Origin of the sequence: Deferribacter desulfuricans SSM1, assembly GCF_000010985.1 — a bacterium.
Classification (GTDB): Bacteria; Chrysiogenota; Deferribacteres; order Deferribacterales; family Deferribacteraceae; genus Deferribacter; species Deferribacter desulfuricans.
Genome location: NC_013939.1, coordinates 13,213 through 36,506 on the forward strand (window position 1 = coordinate 13,213; position 23,294 = coordinate 36,506).

Annotated in this window: 18 protein-coding genes; 11 read left to right on the forward strand and 7 right to left on the reverse strand. The window is 29.2% G+C overall.

The window, feature by feature from the left end; genetic code table 11:
• Positions 1 to 19 precede the first annotated feature (19 nt).
• The 9 genes from DEFDS_RS00050 (at position 20) to DEFDS_RS00090 (ending at position 15,375) form a co-directional block, all read left to right on the forward strand.
• On the forward strand, positions 20 to 706 hold the full coding sequence (locus tag DEFDS_RS00050; protein WP_013006770.1) for a metal-dependent hydrolase: 687 nt from the start codon (positions 20 to 22) through the stop codon (positions 704 to 706).
• Positions 696 to 1,745, forward strand: coding sequence for a cyclic dehypoxanthinyl futalosine synthase (mqnC, locus tag DEFDS_RS00055; protein ID WP_013006771.1), 1,050 nt, complete (start codon positions 696 to 698; stop codon positions 1,743 to 1,745). Before DEFDS_RS00050 ends, mqnC begins: the two co-directional genes overlap by 11 nt.
• A complete protein-coding gene (locus tag DEFDS_RS00060) occupies positions 1,735 to 2,883 on the forward strand; it encodes a GAF domain-containing sensor histidine kinase (RefSeq protein WP_041223511.1) in 1,149 nt (382 codons plus the stop codon). The genes mqnC and DEFDS_RS00060 overlap by 11 nt, the downstream gene beginning before the upstream one ends.
• The gene (locus tag DEFDS_RS00065) at positions 2,880 to 4,412 is read left to right on the forward strand and encodes a DUF342 domain-containing protein (protein WP_013006773.1); all 1,533 of its coding nucleotides are present in this window, start codon (positions 2,880 to 2,882) and stop codon (positions 4,410 to 4,412) included. Before DEFDS_RS00060 ends, DEFDS_RS00065 begins: the two co-directional genes overlap by 4 nt.
• Positions 4,405 to 7,218, forward strand: a complete 2,814-nt coding sequence (gene uvrA / locus DEFDS_RS00070) for an excinuclease ABC subunit UvrA (RefSeq protein WP_041223760.1) — start codon at positions 4,405 to 4,407, stop codon at positions 7,216 to 7,218. Before DEFDS_RS00065 ends, uvrA begins: the two co-directional genes overlap by 8 nt.
• Positions 7,205 to 8,842 carry an N-acetylmuramoyl-L-alanine amidase gene (locus tag DEFDS_RS00075; protein WP_013006775.1) on the forward strand — a complete coding sequence of 546 codons (1,638 nt, stop codon included), beginning with the start codon at positions 7,205 to 7,207 and terminating at the stop codon, positions 8,840 to 8,842. The genes uvrA and DEFDS_RS00075 overlap by 14 nt, the downstream gene beginning before the upstream one ends.
• The gene (locus DEFDS_RS00080) at positions 8,843 to 12,235 is read left to right on the forward strand and encodes a translocation/assembly module TamB domain-containing protein (protein WP_013006776.1); all 3,393 of its coding nucleotides are present in this window, start codon (positions 8,843 to 8,845) and stop codon (positions 12,233 to 12,235) included.
• Positions 12,204 to 14,684 (forward strand): outer membrane protein assembly factor, encoded by a 2,481-nt coding sequence (locus DEFDS_RS00085; protein ID WP_013006777.1) that lies wholly within the window; start codon positions 12,204 to 12,206, stop codon positions 14,682 to 14,684. The genes DEFDS_RS00080 and DEFDS_RS00085 overlap by 32 nt, the downstream gene beginning before the upstream one ends.
• A gap of 97 nt (positions 14,685 to 14,781) precedes the next feature.
• On the forward strand, positions 14,782 to 15,375 hold the full coding sequence (locus DEFDS_RS00090; protein ID WP_013006778.1) for a peroxiredoxin: 594 nt from the start codon (positions 14,782 to 14,784) through the stop codon (positions 15,373 to 15,375).
• Between the two features lie 149 nt (positions 15,376 to 15,524).
• Here DEFDS_RS00090 and DEFDS_RS00095 read toward each other — a convergent pair whose 3' ends face one another.
• From DEFDS_RS00095 to DEFDS_RS00125, 7 genes are read right to left on the reverse strand one after another with little or no spacing between them, the layout of a single operon-like run.
• Positions 15,525 to 16,022, reverse strand: coding sequence for a rubrerythrin family protein (locus tag DEFDS_RS00095; protein WP_013006779.1), 498 nt, complete (start codon positions 16,020 to 16,022; stop codon positions 15,525 to 15,527).
• 43 nt (positions 16,023 to 16,065) lie between these two features.
• Complete coding sequence (locus DEFDS_RS00100) at positions 16,066 to 16,320, reverse strand: hypothetical protein (RefSeq protein ID WP_013006780.1); 255 nt, start codon at positions 16,318 to 16,320, stop codon at positions 16,066 to 16,068.
• Positions 16,313 to 17,071 (reverse strand): nickel pincer cofactor biosynthesis protein LarB, encoded by a 759-nt coding sequence (gene larB / locus DEFDS_RS00105; protein WP_013006781.1) that lies wholly within the window; start codon positions 17,069 to 17,071, stop codon positions 16,313 to 16,315. The genes DEFDS_RS00100 and larB overlap by 8 nt, the downstream gene beginning before the upstream one ends.
• Entirely contained in the window at positions 17,068 to 17,655 is a 588-nt protein-coding gene (locus DEFDS_RS00110; RefSeq protein WP_013006782.1) for an RlmE family RNA methyltransferase, read from the reverse strand. The genes larB and DEFDS_RS00110 overlap by 4 nt, the downstream gene beginning before the upstream one ends.
• 7 nt (positions 17,656 to 17,662) lie before the next feature.
• Complete coding sequence (locus DEFDS_RS00115; protein ID WP_013006783.1) at positions 17,663 to 19,186, reverse strand: Rne/Rng family ribonuclease; 1,524 nt, start codon at positions 19,184 to 19,186, stop codon at positions 17,663 to 17,665.
• A gap of 22 nt (positions 19,187 to 19,208) precedes the next feature.
• The gene (locus tag DEFDS_RS00120) at positions 19,209 to 19,790 is read right to left on the reverse strand and encodes a GTP-binding protein (RefSeq protein WP_013006784.1); all 582 of its coding nucleotides are present in this window, start codon (positions 19,788 to 19,790) and stop codon (positions 19,209 to 19,211) included.
• Entirely contained in the window at positions 19,790 to 20,278 is a 489-nt protein-coding gene (locus DEFDS_RS00125; RefSeq protein WP_013006785.1) for a roadblock/LC7 domain-containing protein, read from the reverse strand. The genes DEFDS_RS00120 and DEFDS_RS00125 overlap by 1 nt, the downstream gene beginning before the upstream one ends.
• Before the next feature lie 50 nt (positions 20,279 to 20,328).
• Here DEFDS_RS00125 and DEFDS_RS00130 point away from each other — a divergent pair, with 50 nt between their 5' ends.
• Positions 20,329 to 21,033, forward strand: a complete 705-nt coding sequence (locus tag DEFDS_RS00130) for an acyl-[acyl-carrier-protein] thioesterase (RefSeq protein WP_013006786.1) — start codon at positions 20,329 to 20,331, stop codon at positions 21,031 to 21,033.
• A gap of 11 nt (positions 21,034 to 21,044) precedes the next feature.
• Complete coding sequence (locus DEFDS_RS00135; protein WP_013006787.1) at positions 21,045 to 22,979, forward strand: hypothetical protein; 1,935 nt, start codon at positions 21,045 to 21,047, stop codon at positions 22,977 to 22,979.
• The last annotated feature ends 315 nt before the right edge of the window (positions 22,980 to 23,294 follow it).

Consider the following 23,294-nt stretch of genomic DNA (forward strand, 5'->3'; position numbering starts at 1 on the left):
AAAAAGCCGGAGGTGCTATATGGCTACAATTAAATGGTTAGGGCATGCTGCAGTTTTAATCAAAGGGAGTAAAAATATTCTGATAGATCCATTTATAAAAGGGAATCCAGTTGCCAAGGTAAATATAGATGAGATTGATGTAGATTTAATATTGGTTACTCATGGACATCCAGATCATTTAGGGGACACCATAGAAATATCTAAAAAGAAAAATATTCCTGTAATTGCGATTTTCGAAATAACAAATTATTTACAAAGCAAAGGGATAAATGACATTATACCTATGAATATTGGAGGGAAAAGATCCTTTGATTTTGGTTGGGTAAAGATGGTTCCAGCTTTACATTCCTCATCAATAATAGATGCTGAAGGTATTCATTATGCAGGTAATCCTGTAGGTTATGTTGTTAATATTGATGGAAGCACAATCTATGTAGCTGGCGATACAGCACTCTTTAAAGATATGGAGATAATAGGTGAATTGTTAAAACCAGATATTGCTATTTTGCCTGTTGGAGACAATTTTACCATGGACATTGACGAGGCTATTTATGCGTGTAAATTGCTAAAAGTTAAAAAGATGATCCCAATTCATTATAATACATGGGATTTGATATCTATAGATATTGAAAAGTTTAAAAAGGATTGCGCAGATAAAGGGGTTGAAACAATTATTTTAGAGGTAAATGGTGAATATGAAATCTAATATTAAACAAAGGGTTTCAAACAGTGAAGCTATTGATCTTTTTAACAAGTTAGATTTGTTAGAAATAGGTAAAATAGCTAATGAAATCAGAAAAGAAAAACAGCCTGAAAATATTGTTACTTTTGTAATAGATAGAAATATTAATTATACAAACATTTGTATCTGTAAGTGTAAGTTTTGTGCTTTTTATCGTGATAAAGAGGATGAAGATGCTTATGTTTTGGATAAAGATACATTAAAGAGAAAGATTGATGAAACAAAAGAGCTTGGTGGTACTCAGATTTTACTTCAAGGTGGTTTACATCCTGATTTTGATATAACCTTTTATGAAGATATGCTTAGGTTTATTAAAGAGCAGGGGATTTGGATACACGGCTTTTCCCCTCCTGAAATATATCATATTGCTAAAATGTCAGGTTTAAGTCTCAAGGATACTCTTAAAAGATTGATTGATGCAGGACTAGATTCAATCCCTGGTGGTGGAGCTGAATTATTAGTTGATTCTGAACGTACAAGAATCAGTCCAAATAAAATTAATTCAAATTTATGGCTTGAGGTAATGGAAACAGCACACAATTTAGGACTAAGAACTACTGCAACTATGATGTTTAAGAAAAATGATAAAATAGAATATATTATAGAGCATTTAGAAAAAATTAGAAATCTACAGGATAAAACAGGAGGTTTTACTGCTTTTATCCCTTGGCCATTTCAACCAGATAACACTGAGCTTGGTGGAGAGCACGTGACCCCTTATGAATATTTAAAAGTTTTAGCACTTTCTAGAATATATCTTGATAATATCGATAATATACAGGTTTCATGGGTAACGCAGGGGCCAAAAATTGGACAAATTGGATTATTTTTTGGTGGTAACGATTTTGGTAGTTTGATGATAGAAGAAAATGTTGTGGCAGCTTGTGGTGCGACATATAGAATTTCTTTAGAGGATATGATACATAATATACAAAAGGCTGGTTTTACACCAGCACAAAGGGATATGGAATATAATATTCTTAGGGTGTTTGATGAAAAATAAAGATTTTCTTGATATTTTAGTAGAAATTTCTGAAATGATGAATGACATCACTGATATCGATTCTTTGCTTAGTAGAATAGTGGAGTTGGCAAAGGGTTATCTAAATGTTAGTAGAGTTTCAGTTATGCTAAAAGAGGGAGATTTTCTTAAAATAGTAGCTGGAGCAGGATTAAACTTTGATTATAAAGATTTTAAAATCAAGGTTGGTGAAGGTGCAAGTGGTTTGGTTGCAAAAACTGGTGAGACATTAGTTGTAAATGAATCTAAAAATATGAATAGTGAGTTTGGTTATCAGGCAAAATCATATATGTGTATCCCTTTGAAAGTAAAAGAAAATATTATTGGCGTGTTAAATATTACAGACAAAGTAAATGACTATTTTGATGAAAATGATGTTAAGATTGGAAAATATATGGCATCCCAGTGCGCATTAGCTATAGAGAGATATAATCTTTATGAAGAAGAAAAAAAGAGTGAAAAATTAAAACTTATTGGGAAGTTTACTTCATCTATAGCTCATGATATAAAAAATTTATTGAATATTATTCAGGGGTATGTGGAGCTACTTGAAATAGAGTTGGATGATCACCCTGCTTTAAAAGAATACATTGATTCTATTGTTACAGAGCTAAAAATGATACATGGTCTTACACTAGATATTTTAGACTTTTCCAAAAAAAATATTATGCTTAGAAGAGATGAAGTAAGGTTAAGCGAATTAATTTCAGAGATTAAAAAACACGCAGACATTATGATAAAATTTACTGATATAGATTTTACTATTAGTTATGAAAATGATACAAGTTTATTTATTGATAAAGAGAAGATATTTAGGGTTTTTATGAACCTGATTAATAATTCTATTGAAGCTCTAAATGGAAAAGGTGTTATTAAAATAGATGCAAAAGTTATGGATGAATATGTTGTTTTTGAAGTTTACGATAATGGTATTGGTATTAAAAAGGAAAATATCGATAAAATATTTGATCCATTTTTTACTTCTGGAAAAATAAAGGGGACTGGTCTTGGGTTGGCTGTGACAAAAGAGATTATTATTGCTCATGGTGGTGAAATATCGGTGGAATCAGAGGAAGGGGAGTATACCAAATTTATTATAAAACTTCCGGTTAAGAAATGATTTTAAGATATTTAAAAAAGCAAGCAAAAGATGAATTTGAAAATATTTTAAAGAATACTTATAAGCTTAGTAAAGAAAGTTATTTAATAAAAGAGAAAGACACCTATTTAGAAGCAGAAATCAATAGTCAACACAGTTTTGATGCTAAAGTTGAGTTAAATTATTTAGATAATGATATGATATTAAAAATATCTTTATATCCAGATTTAAATGGGAAAAATATTGAGCTAAATTATCTTTTGGAACTGATAAAATCCGAAAATATAAAAGATGTTATGATGGAGAGAGTTACAGAAGCTTACGATCTATTTCAAAAACGTTATATTATAAAAGATGTTACAATTGCAAAAGGGATTAAGCCAATTAAAGGTAAAAATGCGAGGCTCATTTTACATTTTGAAGAAAAAATCAAAGATAAAACTGATGAACATAGTGGAGGAAAAGTAGATTATAAAGAAATACATAACATAATAAATGTGAAAAAAGGAGAATTGTTAATTACTAAAATACCTGCAACAAAAGGTGTTCCTGGTGTTACTGTTAAAGGTGCAATAATTCCTGCAGAAGAAGGGAAAGATATAGAGATTACCGTTTTAGAAGGGGTTGATGTATTAGAAAATGGGAGAAAATATGTTGCAGCTATTGATGGACACGTGGTTTTTGAAAACTTAAAACTTGCCGTATATCCCATTTATACAGTTAAAAATGTTGATTATAGTGTAGGTAATATTGATTTTTTGGGAACTGTCCATGTTCTTGGAGATGTTTTAGCTGATTTCAAAATAAAAGCCTCTAAAGATATAGTCATAGATGGGATTTGTGAAGATGCTAGTTTGTATGCAGGTGAAAATATATATATCAATCAAGGTATCAAAGGGAAACTGAAAAATGAGATGATAGCAGAAAATGATTTTGTTATTAGGTTTGCAGAAAATGCTAAAATTGCTGCAAAAAGAAATGTTGTTGTAAAAAATTATATTTTAAATTGTAGGGTTAAAGCTGGTGACAAGGTAGTAGCATTAGAAGGTAAAGGGCAGATTGCTGGTGGTATAATAGAAACTTATAATGGTATTGAATGTTTAGAATTAGGTAGTTTGGGAAGTGAAAAATTTAAAGTGATTGCTGGAGTGAACCCTTTCTTTATTGAGTTAATCAAAAGTAAAGAGGAGGAGTTGGAAAAATTTATTGCTAATATAAATAAGATTGATGAGGCTTTAAAGAATATAAATTTAAAAGATGAAAAGGTTAAAAAGAATGAAAATGTAAAAAAGATGTTGTTAATGAGGAAAAAATTAGGACAGAAAATAGAAACAATTAAAAATGAAATAAATGAGTACAAAAATAAAATTTTTAATAAAAAGGCTAAAATTCGTGTAAAAGGTGTTGTATATTCAGGTATTGATATTAAAATTTGTGAAGCATACACAAAGGTAAATGAAAGTATGAGAGAAGTTTTATTTTTTTTAGAACCAAAATACAATCAAGTAGGTTGGGTAAGTTTAGAAGGTTTAGATGAAATTAATGAATGATAAGATTATTGTCAGAGGGGCAAGGCAGCATAATCTAAAAAATATTGATGTAGAAATTCCTAAAAATAAGCTTGTAGTAATTACCGGTGTCAGTGGCTCAGGTAAATCTTCTCTTGCTATAGATACGCTTTATGCTGAAGGGCAGAGAAGATATGTGGAGTCTCTTACTGCTTATGCAAGACAATTTCTTGAACTAATGGAAAAACCGGATGTGGATTCAATAGAATTTTTATCCCCATCTATTTGTATTGAGCAGAAAACTATAAGTAGTAATCCAAGATCTACAGTAGGGACGGTAACTGAGATTTATGATTATTTAAGATTACTTTTCGCACGTGTTGGTGATGTTTTTTGCCCTGTGTGCGGTAAGAAAATTGAAAAATATAGTGTACAAAATATTGTTGATAAAGTTATGGAGCTTCCCTTTGGCACAAAGGTTGAGATTCTTTCTCCTGTCATTAGAGGTAAAAAGGGTGAGTTTAAACAGTTATTTAAAAATCTTTTAAAAAATGGTTTTGTAAGAGGGTATGTTGACGGAGAATTAGTAAGATTTGAAGATGAAATAGAATTAAATAAAAATGTTAAACATGAAATTGAAGTAGTTGTCGATAGATTAATTATTAAAGATGGTATAAAAAGACGACTTACCGATTCTATTGAAGCTGCACTTAAATTGTCTGAAGGGTTGATAATAGTAAAAACCGATGAAGAGAAGAAATTGTACAGCGAAAATTTTGCCTGTGCTGAGTGTAATGTGAGTTTCGCTGAGATTGAACCAAGAATATTCTCTTTTAACAACCCTTATGGAGCCTGTCCTGAGTGTGATGGTATAGGGATAAAGATGATTTTTGATGTAGATTTGATAGTCCCTGATAAAAATCTTTCTGTTAGAGAGAATGCAATTAAACCTTGGGAAGGTTTAGATGATTTTTATTTTTATAATACTTTGCTAACACTGAGTCAAAAGTATGATATTGATTTAAATAAACCTTTTGAAAAGTTAGATGACGATAAAAAGAATATTTTATTATATGGCGTGCCAGAGCCTCTTGAAATGTTTACTTTTAAAGGTGAGAAAAAAGTTTTTTATAAAAAAAAGTTTGATGGCGTTATAGGTTATTTAAAGGAGAAACTTTATTCTGGGGTTAAATCTGATGTGGATTTTGCAAGACAGTTCATGTCCGAGATGCCTTGTGAATTGTGTAATGGCACAAGACTAAGACGAGAATCGTTGGCAATAAAGATTGGTGGAAAGAATATTGCTGAGTTATCTAATCTTACCATAAAAGATTTGTATGGTTTTATTATTCATCTTGAGTTTGAGGGGTTTAAAGCTGATGTAGCAGGAAGGATTATTAAAGAAATAGAGAGAAGATTAAAGTTTTTGTTAGATGTGGGACTCGATTATCTCACTTTGGATAGAAGAGCAGGTACTTTAAGTGGTGGTGAGTCACAAAGAATTAGACTTGCAACTCAGATTGGTGCTGGGTTAACAGGGGTTTTATATGTTTTAGATGAACCTAGTATTGGTTTGCATCAAAGGGATAATGATAGACTAATAAGTACATTAAAAGGGTTAAGAGATATAGGTAATACAGTAATTGTTGTGGAGCATGATGAAGACACTATTAGAGAATCAGATTGGGTTATTGATATGGGGCCTTTTGCTGGGAGGCATGGTGGTGAAGTTGTTTTTTCAGGTACTCCTAAAGAACTAATAAAAAGCAATACTTCTTTAACTGGTAAATATTTATCAGGTAAATTATCAATAGATCTACCACAGGTTAGAAGAAATGGTAATGGAAAATTTATAAAGATTAAAGGTGCAAAAAAACATAATTTAAAAAATATTGATGTAGAATTCCCTTTAGGCACTATGATTTGTGTAACAGGAGTTAGTGGTTCTGGAAAATCTACTCTGGTTATAGATGTTCTTTATGATTCTGTGGTTAGAAAATTGAGAGGCCAAGGTGTTAGAAAAGAGAGTTGTGATGATTTACTGGGGATAGAATACATTGATAAGGTAATAGATATCGATCAAAGTCCGATAGGAAGGACTCCTCGCTCAAACCCTGCAACTTATACAGGAGTATTTACAGATATTAGAGAGATCTTTGCTATGACAATGGATGCGAAGAAACGTGGTTACAAAATGGGTAGGTTCAGTTTTAATGTTAAAGGTGGTAGATGTGAAAATTGCCAAGGTGAAGGATATATTAAAATAGAGATGCACTTTTTACCAGATATGTATGTTAAATGCGATGTTTGCCATGGGACAAGATATAATAGAGACACGCTTGATATAAAATATAAAGGTAAAAATATAGCCGAAGTTCTTGATATGACTGTAAATCAAGCATATGAATTTTTTGAAAATATCCCAAAGTTGAAAAATAAACTTGAAGTTTTAAGAGATGTTGGATTAGGTTATATTAAGCTTGGGCAGCCTGCAACTACTTTGTCAGGTGGTGAAGCACAAAGGATAAAACTTGCAAAAGAGCTTATGAAAAGGATGACAGGAAAAACACTTTATCTTTTTGATGAGCCTACAACAGGCCTTCATATGGATGATGTGAAAAAGTTAATAGATGTATTTCAGAGGTTGGTTGATGCTGGTAATACGGTTGTAATAATAGAGCACAATTTAGATGTTATTAAATGTGCAGATTATATAATAGATTTGGGTCCTGAGGGAGGTGAAAATGGAGGGGAGCTTGTGTTTACAGGTACCCCAGAGGATTGTATAAATTGTGAAAAGTCGTATACCGGTTATTATTTAAAAGGGAAAATACATGCAAAAGTTTAATAGATTAATAATAATACTTTTAGTTATTTTTTTTGTGCCTTTAGTATATGCAAGTATAACTTCTGAGTATAATAGTGCGAAGCGAGATTTGAAATATGTTGAAAAATCAAAAAAGGTTTCGAGACAATCATATATCCTTATTGCTGAGAAATTTTATAAAATTTACAGCAGATACCCTAAGTCATCTTTGGCGGATGATGCTCTTTATTTATGCGCTAAAACTTATTTAAAGTCTTATTATAGATTTAAAAATCGCAATGATCTTGATTATGCTTTAAAGTATTTCAGACTTCTTGCAGCAAATTATAAATCAAGATGGGCCGCTGATGCATATTATCAAGCTGCTTATATCTATTATGTTAAAAAGGATTATATTAGTGCAAAATATATGATAAAAAAACTCAAAGCAAAGTATCCAAAGAGTTCTAAAGTAAAAGAGGCAAACAGGTTATTAGCAAAGATTGAGAAGGCAACAAATAAGAAAAAAGTTGCTAAAAAAGGTTCTTATAAAAAAGATAATCATAAATCAAAAGTTGCTAACAATACCAATAAAGTGTTGGTAAGAGGGATCAGGTATTGGTCAAACAAAGATTACACAAGAATAGTTATAGATTTAAATAAAAAAGCAAAATTTGAAAAGCACTGGCTTAAAGAGAATAAAAAGTTAAATTTACCACCAAGACTTTTTGTAGATATTTATAACTCTGATGTTTCTAAAAATATCCCTGATACAATAAATGTTAAGGATGGTTTAATTAGTAGAATTAGATGGGGCAAATTTAAAGATGATGTTACTAGGGTTGTTTTAGATACTATTTCAGTGGAAGATTTTACAGTTTTTCAGTTAGTTAATCCAGCTAGGATAGTTATTGATGTTTCAGGGAAAGGTGATATTAAAAGTTATGTTGTCAAAAACAATAAAAATGAAAAATATAATAATACTCTTGCATCTGTTTTCGGCCTAAAAGTAAAAACGATAGTTATAGATCCTGGACATGGGGGGAAAGATCCTGGATGTAACTATTATGGGTTAAAAGAAAAAGATATTGTTTTGGATATAGGTCTTTATCTAAGGGAACTTTTAAGAAAGAAAACGCATTTAAAAGTCTTAATGACAAGGGATAGAGATATATTTATCCCATTAGAAGAAAGAACAGCTTTTGCTAATAAACATAAAGCTGATATATTTGTTTCAATACATGTTAATGCAAGTAGGAATAGAAGGGCAAAAGGTGTAGAAACTTATGTTCTTAATGTTACAAAGGATAAATCAGCTCTTGAGGTAGCAGCTTTTGAAAATCAAGCTACTGAGAAGTCGTTGTCTGATTTGCAAGGGATATTAAAAGATATAATTTTGAATTCCAAATTAGAAGAATCTTTGATATTGGCTAAAAATGTACAGGATAATTTAGTTTCTCAGATTAAGAGTGTTAATCTTGGGGTTAAACAGGCACCTTTTTATGTATTGGTTGGTGCGAAGATGCCATCTATTTTAGTGGAAACAGGGTTTTTGAGTAATAAGTCTGAGGCAAGAAAATTTGCTACAAAGAGATATAGAGAGCAGATAGCGGAAGGGATTTTTGATGGATTGATGTCATATATTAAAAAATATAATGGCAAATAGATGATAAAAAAACTCATTATAAAACTGTTTCATTCGTTATTATTAATTTTACTCTTCGTATTTACTCTAATACTTTTGCTAAATGTATTTTCTACTCAATTAATAAATAGCTATTTAAAAAATAGTATTACTAAGGGTGTTGATGTCCATATTTCCAAAGTTAATAAGATACTTTTACCACTTTTTATAGAAGCTGAAGGCTTGATAGTAAAAACAGACGGTTTTTCCATATTTATAAAAAAAATAGACATAAATTTGGATGTTAAAGACTATTTTAATAAAAAACCTTTTATAGTTGTTAAAATAAATTCGCCAAGACTGCTTTTATCAAAAAAAGGTAATTCAAACAAAAATATAGATCTCACATTTTTAAAAAAAATTTTTTTCTTTAAAACTGTAGAAATAAAAGATTTGGTTTTTCATGATGAAACTAATAATCTATTAGTTAGTGATGAACAAATTTTATTAAGTAATAACAATAGAATAGATATAGTTTCTAAAAATATTTTTATAAAAAAAGACGATTTACTCAGTAAAATAGAAGCTGTTTCAACAAACTGCCAAATAATATCTGGAAAGATCAGATTAAACAATTTAATTGTTAAAGGCGATGATGTTGACGTTCAATTAAGTGCTACTTTGTCCAATGAGAGCTATGATATAGAAGGTATGGCTAACATTAAAGGGAAATTACTGAATATTTTGTATAAAGATTTAAATGGTGCTCTTTATGTTCAAGGAGCAAAGAAAAAAAATCAATTTGATGTATCTGTTTATAGCGATAATATTACTTACAAAAACAAAAAGATTGATTTTACAGTAGCATTAAAAGGGGATGATAAAAGTTTATATTTTAAAAGTGATAAAGTTGTTTATGATAACTATAGTTTCATCATATCTGGATTTAGTGATTATAAATTTGTAAACGGTGAAATAATAGGGCTAAAACCTGTAAACCTTTATCAAGATAAAAAGTATCACGTTTTATTAGAAAAATTAAAATTTGATTTAAATATTAAACAGTTAATAGGGAATGTGAAATTTTTTATTAAAAGTAGTGAATATTATCAAGTTTCTTCTGATTTTAAAATCAATGATAAAGGGTTAAATTTAGATAAAATACTATTATCTGGAAAAACAGTTAATTTATTGGGTAGTGGTAATTACAAAGATAAGAGTCTTAGTTTGAATCTAACAGGACATTTACAAAACAATACTGATTTGAAAAAAATAATAGATATTGATCATGATTTAAATGTAAATATTAACTTGATATTAACTAATAACAAACCAAACTTAACAGCAGTTTTTAAAAGTAATAAATCAACAACATATCATGGTTTATCGATAAATAAGATCTCTGGAGATTTGAGCTATGATGGTAAAGCACTTAAGCTAAACACGCAAGGTGTTTTAAATAGAGGTGTTTTAAATATTTCAGGTATTATTGATAAATATGGCGAGCAATTTGATATTAGTCTGGAAAGTACCCCATTTAATTCTATTTTAAAGTACTTTGGTGTTTCTTCAAAAATTAATAATTTAGTTGATGGTAAAGTTAACATTGTTAGAGCTGGAGATAATATTTTTGCAAATGGAGAGGTTTATAATATTGAAGATTTAAATCACTTAAAATTATGGTTTGAATATAGAGGAAAAAAATTATTAATAACAAAGCTAAAATATTTTGGAAATGAATATAATGATGTTGGTTTTTTAGATTTTGATAAAAAAATTATTAATACTGAATTAGTAGTTGATGATAATTTATGTATTTCAAAAAGCATATGCTTATCCAAAAGCAGAGTGAATATAATGGGTGATATTGAAGATCCTGATGTTAAAGTTGCTTTAAACGGTTCATATTTAAAGTATAAATTTTATGGCAATGTAAATGGAAAATTGAAGAAACTATACGGGAATATATATGTAAAAGATGAAAATATACACACAAGTTTTTCTTTGAGCAATTTCATAAATCTTAAAGATACATTATATATTCAAGGGTTTAAGGCAAGTAAAGATGTTGTAATTAGTTCTATCGTAAATATAAATAGTAGCGATTTAAAACATTTTGATATCTATTCATTTTCTACTTTGATAAATGTAAAAAACAATATTTTTACCTTAAAAGGAATTACTGGAAAGCTTAGTGATAACAAAGCAATATTAACAGAAGGCTTAATAGATTCAGATTATATTAAAAATATCAAGATAGAAAGGGCTGAGTTTGATAAAGAGGGGTTTCGAATAATTTTGTCACCAGCTAAAATTAATTTTAAAGATATGGTAGTATTAAATATGGATGGAGACATTGTTATTGAAGGGGATTATAAAAATATAAAGGTAAACGCAGATATTAACGGCAAAGGTGACCTAAAATTACCTAAATATGGAATAAATTTAAATATATTGTTTGCAAGTATAATATTAAAGGATGAGAAAATCTCTTCCATAATCTATGCTAAAAAATTAGATGAAAAATTATATATAAGTTTACGCTCTGATGATTTTAAATATTTAGATAGTTATGCATTATCAGTTCAAGGGGAAAACTTTTTTATTTCTAAAAGTGGTTTCTCTGGGACTTTGAATTATAGTTTAGAAAAAAATAAGAACAGTGATACAGTAAAAGGGGAAATCTTTATTAAAAATGGGATTTTAGATTATAAAAAAATTGATAGCTCAACAAATAGTAATGAGAAAATTTCATTACCTATTAATCTTGAAATTGAAATAGGTAGTGTGCACCCAATAATTCTTAAAGATGACTTTGTTGATGCTCAAGCGAGTGTGGATATAAAAGTGAATTATAATAAATCCCAATTGAAGTTAAGAGGTAAAATAGAATCGGTTGAGTCTTATTTAAAGTTAGCAGGTGAGAAGTTTTATGTTGAAAAAGGGTATTTGACCTTTAGTGATGATAAGCCTCCATATATCTACACAAAAGCCTCTGGGACAGGATCTTTTAATAATCTTTTTATAACTGTTTATGGGCACTTACCTTCTTATGTAATAGCGATTGAGGATATGAATCCTAATAATAGTGAAACTGTTTATAATAAGTCACAAATCCAATCAAAAAATGTAATTTCATCCTTTTTTACAGGAACTCTATTGAAGGAGCTAACAAAATATACGGAGCGACTTTTTGGTATTAATAAGATTGGACTGGAAGAGACCTCAGTTGCAGGTTCGCAAATGAAGGATTACTTTAAAATTGGTCGTAAATTTTCTGATCGTTTTGAGATCAAATATCTTGTTGATACTCAAGGGACGGGTGGTGACTATATCACAGGGGAATATCTTATATTTGATTGGCTAAAATTTAATGTAAACTATTCAAATTTAGAGGGTACTGGTGCGGGTATTACTTTTTTTATTAATTATTAGTTCGTCTCTATATGCTTTAAGTGTTGATGAAATAAAAACTATATGTAAACAATATGGTTCTGAGACTGCAAATGAAATAGTAAATTTTTTTAAAAATGAAAAAGTAAAAGTAGCAGATAACTGTTATATTCAAACTAAAGAATTTGAAAAATATAAAGTTAAAATAAAGGGTAATTTGATTTACTTAGATAGCACTCTGTTTAGAGTAGCACATATAAAAGGCGAATATATTAATAAAAGTGATATTGCAGATGCTGCTAAGAGGATAGAAACTTTTTACAAAAATAATGGGTATTTAAAAACCAAAGTTTTCTATGAAATAAGAAATGGATTTTGTATTTTTAATGTAAAAGAAGGTAAACTGTATATTATTACAGGAGTGAAACTTGTAAATATACCTGTTGAATATAAAAAATCTATGATTAATATTTTCACCTCAGAAAAGATTGAAAATGTATTAAAAAAAATAAATTTAAAGCTAAGAGAAAAAGGTTATTTTAATGTGGATTTACGGTACGAATTAGAACCTGTAAAGTATAATTATCCATTTTTCCATAAAGAGAAGATATTTTCTAGTATTTTTTCTGTGTTACCTTTTTTCCATAGAATAGTTAATCTTAAAGTATATATGGTTAATAGTAAAAAATATACTATCAAAATAGTTGGTGTTAATGAAAAAAAAATAACTCACGAGTTAAAAAACCTATTTGTAAAAGAAGTTAAGAGAATAAATAGCTTTTATGTGGGATTGTTTAAGGTTAAAGCGAAAGATTTACTAAACAGCTTAGGTTATGAGGGTGGGTATGTATCTGTTGATTTATTAAAAAATGAGATACAAATATCAGTTCACTTTGAGAGAAGATATAAAGATGTTGTCATTGATATAAATTTAAGTCCTAATGATTCTGAATTAAAAAAATGGGTAAAAGATGAAATAAAAAAAGATATCTTTAATATTGATCTAGAAGCTTTAAAAACTGGTTTATCAAAAAAAGCTTTTGAAAGAGGTTTTTTGAATATTGAAATCAAAAGAGCCTCTATAGTTGAAAAGGATGCTGTTTATTTTGTTTCTTTAAAAATAGATTTAAAAGATAAAGTCAATGTTTCTAAGGTGTTTTTGAATGGTAAAGAGTTATTCGATTTTAATATAAGTAATAATGGATTAGATTATGAGGTTATCAGGTCAAAAATTGCAGAAAAGCTTAAAGAAAAATATTACTTCACTTATATAAAACTTGTTAGTGAAAAAGGTGCAAATGGTATTGCAAATTTATATTACGAATCTGATATATCAAAACCTGTATTGAGCCACATTATATATTTTGAAGATAAAGATATATATAAGCCGGCTATAAAAAAATATTTTAATAAAGATAAAATAATTACAAATTTTAAAGTTGAAAAGATAAGGAGTTATTTGAAAAAGGTAGGGTTTTACGAAGAAAGTGGAGTTAAAGTTATTCATTTAAATAGAAATAAAGGTATCTTATTAATATATAATAAAGTGAAAAATAGAAATCAGGTTTATGGTGGTTTAGGTTTTACAAACATAAATGGTTTAAATGTATATCTTGGTTATAAAAGGTTTGATTTATTAAATCATAATTTTAATTCGTTGGTTTTTAAATCTAAAAATGAGTTAAAATTACATTTGAGACTTCTTGGATATAATTTTATAGCAGATGATATGTACGATGAAGAGGGTATAATATACGATGATAAAAGTAAGGATAATTATGATGTTAGGTCCAAGAAACTTTATTTTCAGCTTTCAAAAAGCTTAAAGGATGATGCTTTAAATGTTGGTTTAGGCTTAGACAGTCTTAAAGAGTATAATATTGATTTATCTTTAAGTGATTATAAAAAATATGACGATAAAATAATTTATAATTTCAATATAGGCTATCTGTTAAATAGATTTGATATCTTGCTAAATCCATCAAATGGGTACTCCATTTCTTTAAAGCATGATTTGTTTTACAGTAATAGCTTCTTTTCCAAATTATCTTTATCTGCAGTAAATTATAAAACAGTAGGTGATTATTTATTAAAATTGGGGATAAAAGTTTCAAAATATTATATTGGTGATAATGAAATACCATTGAGTTATAGATTTACTTTAGGTGGGCCTAATTATATGAAAGGGTATAGTTTTGAAAAAATTGGAAAAAGGGATAAAAATAATAATATTTATGGTGGTAATTCTTTATCTTATTTAGAACTTGGTGTTTCAAAATTTTTAAGAAGGAATGTGTTGGTAGGGTTATTTTTTGAAGCAGGCAATGCTAATGATAACTTCGATAGTTCTGTGAAGTACAAAGATATTGGTCTTCAGTTTGAAATAAGAACCCCAATTGGTCCATTAAGACTCAGTTATGCAAACAATTATTTATTTGACAATAAAGATAAATCTCAGGCATTTTATATTAGTTTTGGTCAAACTTTCTAAATAAACAAAATAAGACAAAATTTATCTTAAAAAAGTGTTGACAAATTCTAATTAATAAATTAGAATTATTATAAATAAAACAACAAAGGAGGAAGTTATGAGTTTAGTAACTAAACAGGCACCACTTTTTGAAGCTGATGCAGTTTATAACAAAGAATTTACAAAAGTAAAACTTGAAGATTATAGGGGTAAATGGGTTGTATTATTCTTTTATCCATTGGATTTTACATTTGTTTGCCCAACAGAAATTACAGCTTTAAGCGATGCTTATGAAGAGTTTAAAAAGAGGAATTGCGAGATATTAGGTGTTTCTACTGATAGTAAGTTTTCACACTTAGCATGGATTAACACACCAAGAGAAGAAGGTGGTTTAGGAGATATAAATTATCCTCTTGTGGCTGATTTTACAAAGAAAATTTCTGAGGATTATGGAGTATTATTGCCTGCTGGTATGGCTCTAAGGGCAACATTTATTATTGACCCAGAAGGTGTAGTTCAATTTGAACTTATTCACGATTTAGGTATCGGTAGAAATGTAAAAGAGATTTTGAGAAGTCTTGATGCTTTACAGTACACACGTGAGCATGGCGAAGTATGCCCAGCTGGATGGGAGCCAGGTAAAGAAACAATGGTTCCAGATCCAGAAAAGATGAAAGAGTTTTTCAAAAAGGTCCCAGAGGGACACTTCTAAAATAAAGACCTCCCAAACATTGCCCCCACTCTTGGGGGCTTTTTTCTTTTAAACTTTGAACCTAGTATCAATTTTCATGATAATTATTAATATAACTGAGAGGATTAGAGGATAAAATAAAGCAGCAATCTTATGTCTGCTTTATTAAGTTAATCTACTTGAATAAATTTTGATTTATCAGCGTTACAAATAGGGCATTTTTCTGGCAGTTCATCAATTGCTATATAACCACAAAATGGGCAGAGATATATTTTGTCTGTATCAAGGTCTTTACCATTTTTAACAGCTTCCAGTGCTTTTTTATAAAGCTCAGCATGAACTTTTTCAGCGTCAAGAGCAAATTTAAACATAGTTTTTGCTTTATGATTCTCTTTTACAGCATCTTCATACATTGGAGGATACATCTCAGTATATTCGTATGTTTCACCATCTATTGCTGCTTGTAAGTTTTCAGCAGTTGAGCCGATACCTTCCATTGCTTTTAAATGACCTGCTGCGTGGACTTTTTCAGCTTCAGCAGTTGTTTTAAATAGTTTTGCAATGTTTTTAAACCCTTCTTGTTCAGCTTTTTTAGCAAAAGCAGTATACTTTTGGAAAGCTTGACTTTCACCTGCAAAAGCTTCTTTTAAATTTTCTAAAGATTTCATGTTTCACCTCCCAATTATACTACTAAAATAATATAGGATATAGTTATTTATCTTCAATATTGTTGTTTATCATTTGTGGTATGAGGCTAAATATAAGCGTTCCTGTAAAAATACCGTAAATTAATATATGCTTTAATGTTAGATAATTAATGGAGATAAACATAATTGATAAAAAAGTTACAATTTGCCCAAAACGTTTTAGACTGGTTAATTTATTTTTTATTCTGTTTTCGATTTGAACATATATAAAACCACCCAAAATCATTCCTGATACAAAGATAAGGATATTATCAATCATTTTTATTCTCTATTTGTTGAAGTATTCTAAAAGCTGCCATCGCAGCACCAAATCCGTTGTCTATATTTACTACAGTTATCCCATTAGCGCAGCTTGTTAGCATAGCAAAAAGAGGAGTAAAACCTGAAAGCGCAGTTCCATAACCAACCGATGTGGGGACTGCTATTATTGGTTGTGCAAATATCCCTCCAACAACACTTGGTAAAGCACCCTCCATCCCAGCAATAACAATTAAAACAGAGTGATTTCTTAAATCATCCAAATAATGCAAAAATCTATGAATACCTGCTACTCCAATATCTATATATTTTTCAAATGGGATACCAAGCACTCTTAATGTTTCAATAGCTTCATAGGCTACTTGTGCATCAGAAGTTCCAGCAGTGATAACCCCAACAGAATTAGAAATTTTTGTTTCAGGATAAGCAAAATTTCTTGCTGTTCCACTTTCTCTGGAAAAATAAAGATCAGGAAAAACTTTTTCCAATTCATTTATTTTTTCAGGATGAAGTCCTGTGCAAAAAAAATTTAAGTTTTTGTTTTTATAAAGATTAATTATATCAATGAGTTGATTTGTTGATTTGTTTTTGCCATAAATAACTTCATCAAAGCCGAGACGTTTATTTCTAAATAAATCGATATGAAGATCATTGTGTTTTAATATATAATTTTGTTCAAATTGTTTTATAAAAGTATCTGAATCAATTGCTCCTGTTTTTAATTTTTCAATTAAATCGTGTTTTTTGTTCATTTTTTAAATCCCTGACATACAACATATATTTCAAAAGAATTCTTCCTCGTAGCATCAGGTCTAATAATTTTGACTTTTTTAAAAGAAGTTCGAAGTTGTTTTATGAAATCTTCTCTATCTTCACCATCAAAAAGTTTAAACAAAAAATTACCTTCAGGTTTTAGGACTTCTTTAGCAAAATTAAAGACAGTGGAGACCAGCTCAAGACTATTAACATGATCAGTTAATTTATTCCCTGTTGTATTAGGTGCAGCATCTGAAATAACTGTATCGTACTCTTTGCATATTTCTGCTGACTTTTTTAATGTTTCTTTATCTAAAAGGTTACCTTTTATAAAATAAAAGTTTTTAGCTTCAATAGGTGATATATCTAAAATATCTATACCAACAACAAGCCCTTTATCTCCTACGATGGAAATCGCAGCTTGAGACCATCCACCTGGAGCGCAGCCTGCATCCAAAACTTTATCCCCTTTTTTAATAATACGGTATTTATTATTGATTTCAGACAGCTTATAGGCTGCCCTTGATCTAAACCCTTCATGTTTTGCTTTTTTATAATAGCCATCTTTTCTTTTATACATGATAATCCTAAAATTTTTCTAGGGGTATTACTTCGTAGTATTCAATATGAAAATTATTGTTTGCTTTAACTTCGATATTAATATTGTACATCAATTCGATTTCATCAAGACATTCCTTCTCATCATTTAGCATATAGTCTACGACACTTGAGTGGGCTTCTACAAATATTTTTTTCTTTTCATAAAACGGTGCAATTCTTCTAATTTCTCTTAAAATATCATAACAAACTGTAACTTTTGATTTTATAAATCCTCTACCTTCACAATATGGGCAGTTTTCACTTAATGCTTTTGTTATACTTTCTTTTACCCGTTTCCTCGTTATCTCAAAAAGGCCTAATGGCGAAATATTAACAACAGTTACTTTCCCTCTATCTTTTTTGAACTCTTGATTTAAAGTTTGTAATACCTTTTCAATATGCTCATCTTTTTCCATATCGATAAAATCCACAATAATAATTCCGCCTATATTTCTTAATTTTAACTGATAAGCAATCTCTTTTGCTGCTTCTAAATTTGTTTTTAAAATTGTTTCTTCAAAATTTCGTTTTCCCACATATTTTCCAGTATTCACATCGATTACTGTCAAAGCTTCTGCCTGATCAATAACAATATAGCCACCAGATTTTAGCCATACTACCCTATCAAACATCCTATTTATTTCTATTTCTATATTATAATAATCAAAGATGGGGATACTGTTTTCATAAAGTTTTATTTCTATATCGAGATTAGGAAAATATTCCCTTTGGAAGGTTTTAAGTTTTAAAAAATCAGACCTGTTATCAATTATGATTTTGGAAATATCATTAGTTGTTATATCCCTTAATGTTCTATAAAGAAGTTCCAAATCTTTATATATGAGTTGTGGAGCATTAGCACCATCCATCTTTTCAGATAGCTTATTCCATATTCTAAGCAGGTAGTCTAAGTCAGATTCTAAATCCTCTTTAGTTGAACCTTCACTTACTGTCCTAGCTATTAAACCAAAATTTTCGGGCTTTATTTCTGTTAGTATCCCTTTTAATCTTTCTCTTTCTTCTTCATTTTCTATTTTTCGAGAAACACCTATATGGTTGTAATATGGCATTAAGACAAGATAACGCCCAGGTATTGTAAGGTGAGTTGTTAATCTTGCACCCTTTTGCCCTATTGGCTCTTTTGCCACCTGAACAACTATTTCTTGCCCTTCTTGAATCATATCTTCAATGGGTATATGCTGTTTTCCGTTAAATTCATCTTCTTGTTCTTTGTCGTTTTGTTCTTCATCAATAGATTGGACAAGCATATCTTCGTTGATATTTTCTGTGGTTAAGTCAGCTACATGTAAAAAAGCAGCTTTATCAAGCCCAATATCCACAAAGGCTGATTGCATACCAGGTAAAACTTTTACAATTTTACCTTTGTAAATATTTCCTGCAACACCCTTTTTTTTATGCCGTTCGATATAAATTTCTGAAACAGACCCATTTTCCAAAATTGCCACACGAGTCTCGTTTACCGTGGAATTTATGATTATCTCTTTTGACATATAAAACCCTTTATATTTGTAATTATTTTTTTAATTTGAATATTATCTCTTTTACAATCGCTTTTAATGTGTCAAAAACGCCAATACCCTTTATTGCAACTGCTTCAAAAGATGGCACGTTTCTATAATTTAAAGCTTTTTCTAATTCGGAAACAGGCACTATATTTGGTAGATCCCGCTTGTTATATTGTAATACTAAAGGGATTGTATCCAGGTCATATCCATGTTCTTGTAAATTATCTCTTAAATTATCAAAACTATCAAGATTAGCGTCCATTCTATCAACCTGTGAATCAGCTACAAAAACAACTCCATCTGCACCTTTTAAAATCAGTTTTCTACTTGCGTCATAAAATATTTGTCCAGGAACTGTGTATAAATGAAACCTAAGTTTAAAACCCTTGATAGTACCAAGTTTTAGAGGCATAAAGTCAAAAAATAATGTTCTTTCTACTTCTGTCGCTAATGAAATCATCTTTCCGCGCATTTTAGGATCTGTTTTCTGGTAAATATATTGAAGATTTGTTGTTTTTCCACAAAGACCAGGTCCATAATATACAATTTTACAATTAATCTCTTTGGTTGAATAATTTATAAAAGACATTATTTTTCACCTTTAAAAAGTTTTTCTATATCTTCTTCATTTATATCACTAAAAATATCTTCAAGATTTTCAGATTTATTGTTTTCTTTCATTTTGTTTATAAGTTTTAATAAATTTGCAATTGTCTTTTTTACTCTAAGCCTTACCAAACCTAAAGAGGTACTTTCATCAAAAATAACGACTAGAATAAATTTTTTATCTATTAAATTGATATGTATATGTTCATTCTCACCTTCATGAAATAGTATGGAAAACTCTTTTTCCCCCAGCAGCTTGGCCAATCCTCCAGTAGCTGCTACATTTCCTGCAATTAAGGCTCCAAGTGAGTCTTTATCGTATTCATCAGTGTTTTTACTGTTTGATATTATCTGGCCATTTTTATCTAGTAAAAAAACCGCTTTTGAGTTTGACTCTTCCTTTAACCGGTTTAACTCTAGTTCTATTTCATTTTTCAACTCGTCAGAGAGGTACAAATAAAAGTTGTCCATTTTTATCCCTTGTTGTTGCAAATTATAAAAATATTATATATTAATTTAATATGAAATTCAAAATAAATTCAACTGTTAATTACAATGATATAGATTTAAACAATAAAATCCTTTTAAGCACCCTTGCAAGGTTACAACAAAAAGCAGCTACTTTGCATTCTGATAATGTGGGCTATACCAATAATTTTTTTGTTGAAAAAGGGTTAACTTGGGTTTTGCAAAAATTACATCTGAAAATAAATAGATACCCTACTCTATATGAAAATTATGAATTTATTACATGGAGTAAAGGTGCTAAAGGGTATTTTGCCTTTAGAGATTATGAAATGATTATTAATAATGAAACTGTAATTACAGGATGTAGTGTTTGGCTTTTGATAGATATAAACAAGAAAAAACCTATAAGAGTGAGTGATGAAATTGTAAATAGATATACCGTCGAAAATGTAGATTCTATGGATTCTGATATATATAAATTTAAAGTTTCAAAAGATGGTGAAACTGTTTTTGAGAAGAGATACACATTGAGATATAGGGATTTTGATAGAAATAAACATCTTAATAATTCAGTATATTTTGAATTTATTGAGGATGCAGTATATGAATTTTCTAAAAAGAATATCAAAGAAATAAAAATAATGTATCAAAAAGAGATCCCTTTTGGTATTTCAGATGTAAATCTTTCATTAAAAAGACAAAACAATAGTTTAATTTTCCAGATCGAAGATTACGCTGCTGGTGAGATATTCATTTAAGTTAGGGAGTTATGATTAAACCTTATATAAAAATAACATTACTACTGCTTATAATTTTCAACTCTGCTTTTGGAGATAACAGCCAACCTATTAAAAGGTTATTTCCTGATATTTCAAAACTTGAAGGTGGTGAAAATAGGTGGCTGACTACGGCGTTTATTGAAGAGAAAAGCAATCAATGTTATAGGCTTAACAAAAAATATACATATTTTGGTGATAATGAAACTGTAATATTGGACATAAAAAGGAAAAAAGTATTTAAAGTAGATGTGGATTTGTATTTTTGCAAAAATGGATTAATTGCCAATGAAATATACGAAAATTTATTGAAAAGTATAAATAGCTTATACAAACAAGATATAGCTGTAGGGGATAAAGGGGTTATTTTTGCAGATAAAATTGGTCAAGGATTTAATGCTAACTATACACTTCTTTTTGTGATGAATAATTTTTTAGTTAAGATAAAATCAGATGATGGCTTTGCTTTGGTTGATTTTGCAGATTATTTAGAAAAGAGCATCAATTCATTTATTTATAATAACTTGACACATTATTTGTCTGATACAGTAACTTTGACCTTTATTAAGGATGGTTATATTTCAAAAAAGAAAGAGATTAACATTGGTAATAGTTTAAAAAATAATATTGAAATTGATGGGTATGTTTTTGATTATAAAGAAAAGCCTATCGATAATGTTAATATTAAAGTTGAAAATTTGGGATTAGTAGCCAAAACAGATCAAAATGGTTTTTTCCGTCTCAAGTTAGATTTAGGTAAAAAGCAATATAAATTAATAAAAACTAAAACTTTTTTGGAAAAGATTGATTTGAAAGATAAGAATGTTAATCCGTTAGTTTATATAAAATTAATTAACAATAACCTATATCAAAACTTCTTGATTGATGCTAAAAATAAAAGTGTTTTTATAAAAGTTGATAATTCATATAAACTGATTAATACCTATAATTTTAGTAAACATGAAAACAGAATCTCTTTTTTATTAAAATGTGGTGAAGGGGTTTTTAACGACTGTATGCTGGGAATAGATTTTGAAATAAAAGGCAGTGGAGATGTTGAAGGCTCCTGGAATCTAAAAGGGAAAAAAGGGGTTGTAAGTGGCGTTGTTTTAACAAAAACAGAAAAGACAGCATCAAAATTATCTGAATATTGCGACATTTTAAAGTTTAAAGGCGATTTGGAAGGTCAAATAGTAGAGTCCACTAATGAGTTACAAGAAGAGAAAACGTTAAATATGCTTTACCTGGATTGCAGTAAAATTAAAAAGGATTACTTTTTAAAAAGTCTGACGATAAGATTTCCTTTTAATGAAAAAGGGGCAAAAATTCCTTTATATTCTGGGAGTGTAGAATCTTTAAATTATATACTATACGATTTAATAGATTATTTTAAAATAATTGATAACTTTGCGACATTATCTATCTCAAAAGATAACGTGGGTGATGGAAAATATATTGTGGTTATACCAGAAGAGTTGAGAGACTTAAATGTGGAAAATAGTGAAATTGTTCTTGTTAAATATGATGATAATATAAATCTTCAGGCGGGTAAAATTAACAGTTACTTTTCTCACACTAACAAAGATATTGTTAGTTTTAAAAATCAAATAACAAAAGATGGGAAAAAAGATGAACTTATTATTGTAAGTTTTGAGAATGTAGTGGGTTTGCTTACAGATATAGAAATCGTCTCTGAGGGGCTAATAACACTTAAGTGGAATTTAGATCCTTATGATGTTTATCCAGCAATTGCTGTTTTTGAAAAAGGTAAGTTTTTGGGTAATAAAATAAATATTCAGTTAGATGGTTTTTCTAAACAGCTAGATTTATATTTTGCAGGATCAAATTTGATGGACAAAGATAAAACTTTTGTTATATTAACGATAAATGGAGAAAAATACAAAGTGAAGGTGAATAATGGGGATTAGTGAATACATTGGTTTAATCCTTTTTGTTCTGGTTATTGTTTTTTTGAGTTTTTCAAAAGGTGGTGGCTGAGGGGCTACTGCATGTAGTATCGAGGATCGATACAAAGAGGACAAAAAATCAAAAAAAGATAAAAAGAAAAAAAAGTAAAATAGTTCAAAGTGTAGTGAAATAAATCAGTACAACTTTTTAAGAATACTTTATTGACTCTAGGGTGTTGCACAATAATAATTGCTTAAACACCTCAGATTGCTTCGCTAACGCTCGCAATGACAGCAATTTTGGGGCATCGCGAGGAAGCGTAAGCTGACGAAGCG

Excerpts from the sequence above, each read along its gene's own strand:
- larB (WP_013006781.1), bottom strand. The coding sequence starts at position 17,071 with ATGAACAAAAAACACGATTTAATTGAAAAATTAAAAACAGGAGCAATT.
- DEFDS_RS00100 (WP_013006780.1), bottom strand. The coding sequence starts at position 16,320 with ATGATTGATAATATCCTTATCTTTGTATCAGGAATGATTTTGGGTGGT.
- DEFDS_RS00115 (WP_013006783.1), bottom strand. The coding sequence starts at position 19,186 with ATGTCAAAAGAGATAATCATAAATTCCACGGTAAACGAGACTCGTGTG.
- DEFDS_RS00110 (WP_013006782.1), bottom strand. The coding sequence starts at position 17,655 with ATGTATAAAAGAAAAGATGGCTATTATAAAAAAGCAAAACATGAAGGG.
- DEFDS_RS00090 (WP_013006778.1), top strand. The coding sequence starts at position 14,782 with ATGAGTTTAGTAACTAAACAGGCACCACTTTTTGAAGCTGATGCAGTT.
- DEFDS_RS00125 (WP_013006785.1), bottom strand. The coding sequence starts at position 20,278 with ATGGACAACTTTTATTTGTACCTCTCTGACGAGTTGAAAAATGAAATA.
- DEFDS_RS00120 (WP_013006784.1), bottom strand. The coding sequence starts at position 19,790 with ATGTCTTTTATAAATTATTCAACCAAAGAGATTAATTGTAAAATTGTA.
- DEFDS_RS00065 (WP_013006773.1), top strand. The coding sequence starts at position 2,880 with ATGATTTTAAGATATTTAAAAAAGCAAGCAAAAGATGAATTTGAAAAT.
- DEFDS_RS00095 (WP_013006779.1), bottom strand. The coding sequence starts at position 16,022 with ATGAAATCTTTAGAAAATTTAAAAGAAGCTTTTGCAGGTGAAAGTCAA.
- DEFDS_RS00050 (WP_013006770.1), top strand. The coding sequence starts at position 20 with ATGGCTACAATTAAATGGTTAGGGCATGCTGCAGTTTTAATCAAAGGG.
- DEFDS_RS00060 (WP_041223511.1), top strand. The coding sequence starts at position 1,735 with ATGAAAAATAAAGATTTTCTTGATATTTTAGTAGAAATTTCTGAAATG.
- mqnC (WP_013006771.1), top strand. The coding sequence starts at position 696 with ATGAAATCTAATATTAAACAAAGGGTTTCAAACAGTGAAGCTATTGAT.
- DEFDS_RS00080 (WP_013006776.1), top strand. The coding sequence starts at position 8,843 with ATGATAAAAAAACTCATTATAAAACTGTTTCATTCGTTATTATTAATT.
- DEFDS_RS00075 (WP_013006775.1), top strand. The coding sequence starts at position 7,205 with ATGCAAAAGTTTAATAGATTAATAATAATACTTTTAGTTATTTTTTTT.
- DEFDS_RS00130 (WP_013006786.1), top strand. The coding sequence starts at position 20,329 with ATGAAATTCAAAATAAATTCAACTGTTAATTACAATGATATAGATTTA.
- uvrA (WP_041223760.1), top strand. The coding sequence starts at position 4,405 with ATGAATGATAAGATTATTGTCAGAGGGGCAAGGCAGCATAATCTAAAA.
- DEFDS_RS00135 (WP_013006787.1), top strand. The coding sequence starts at position 21,045 with ATGATTAAACCTTATATAAAAATAACATTACTACTGCTTATAATTTTC.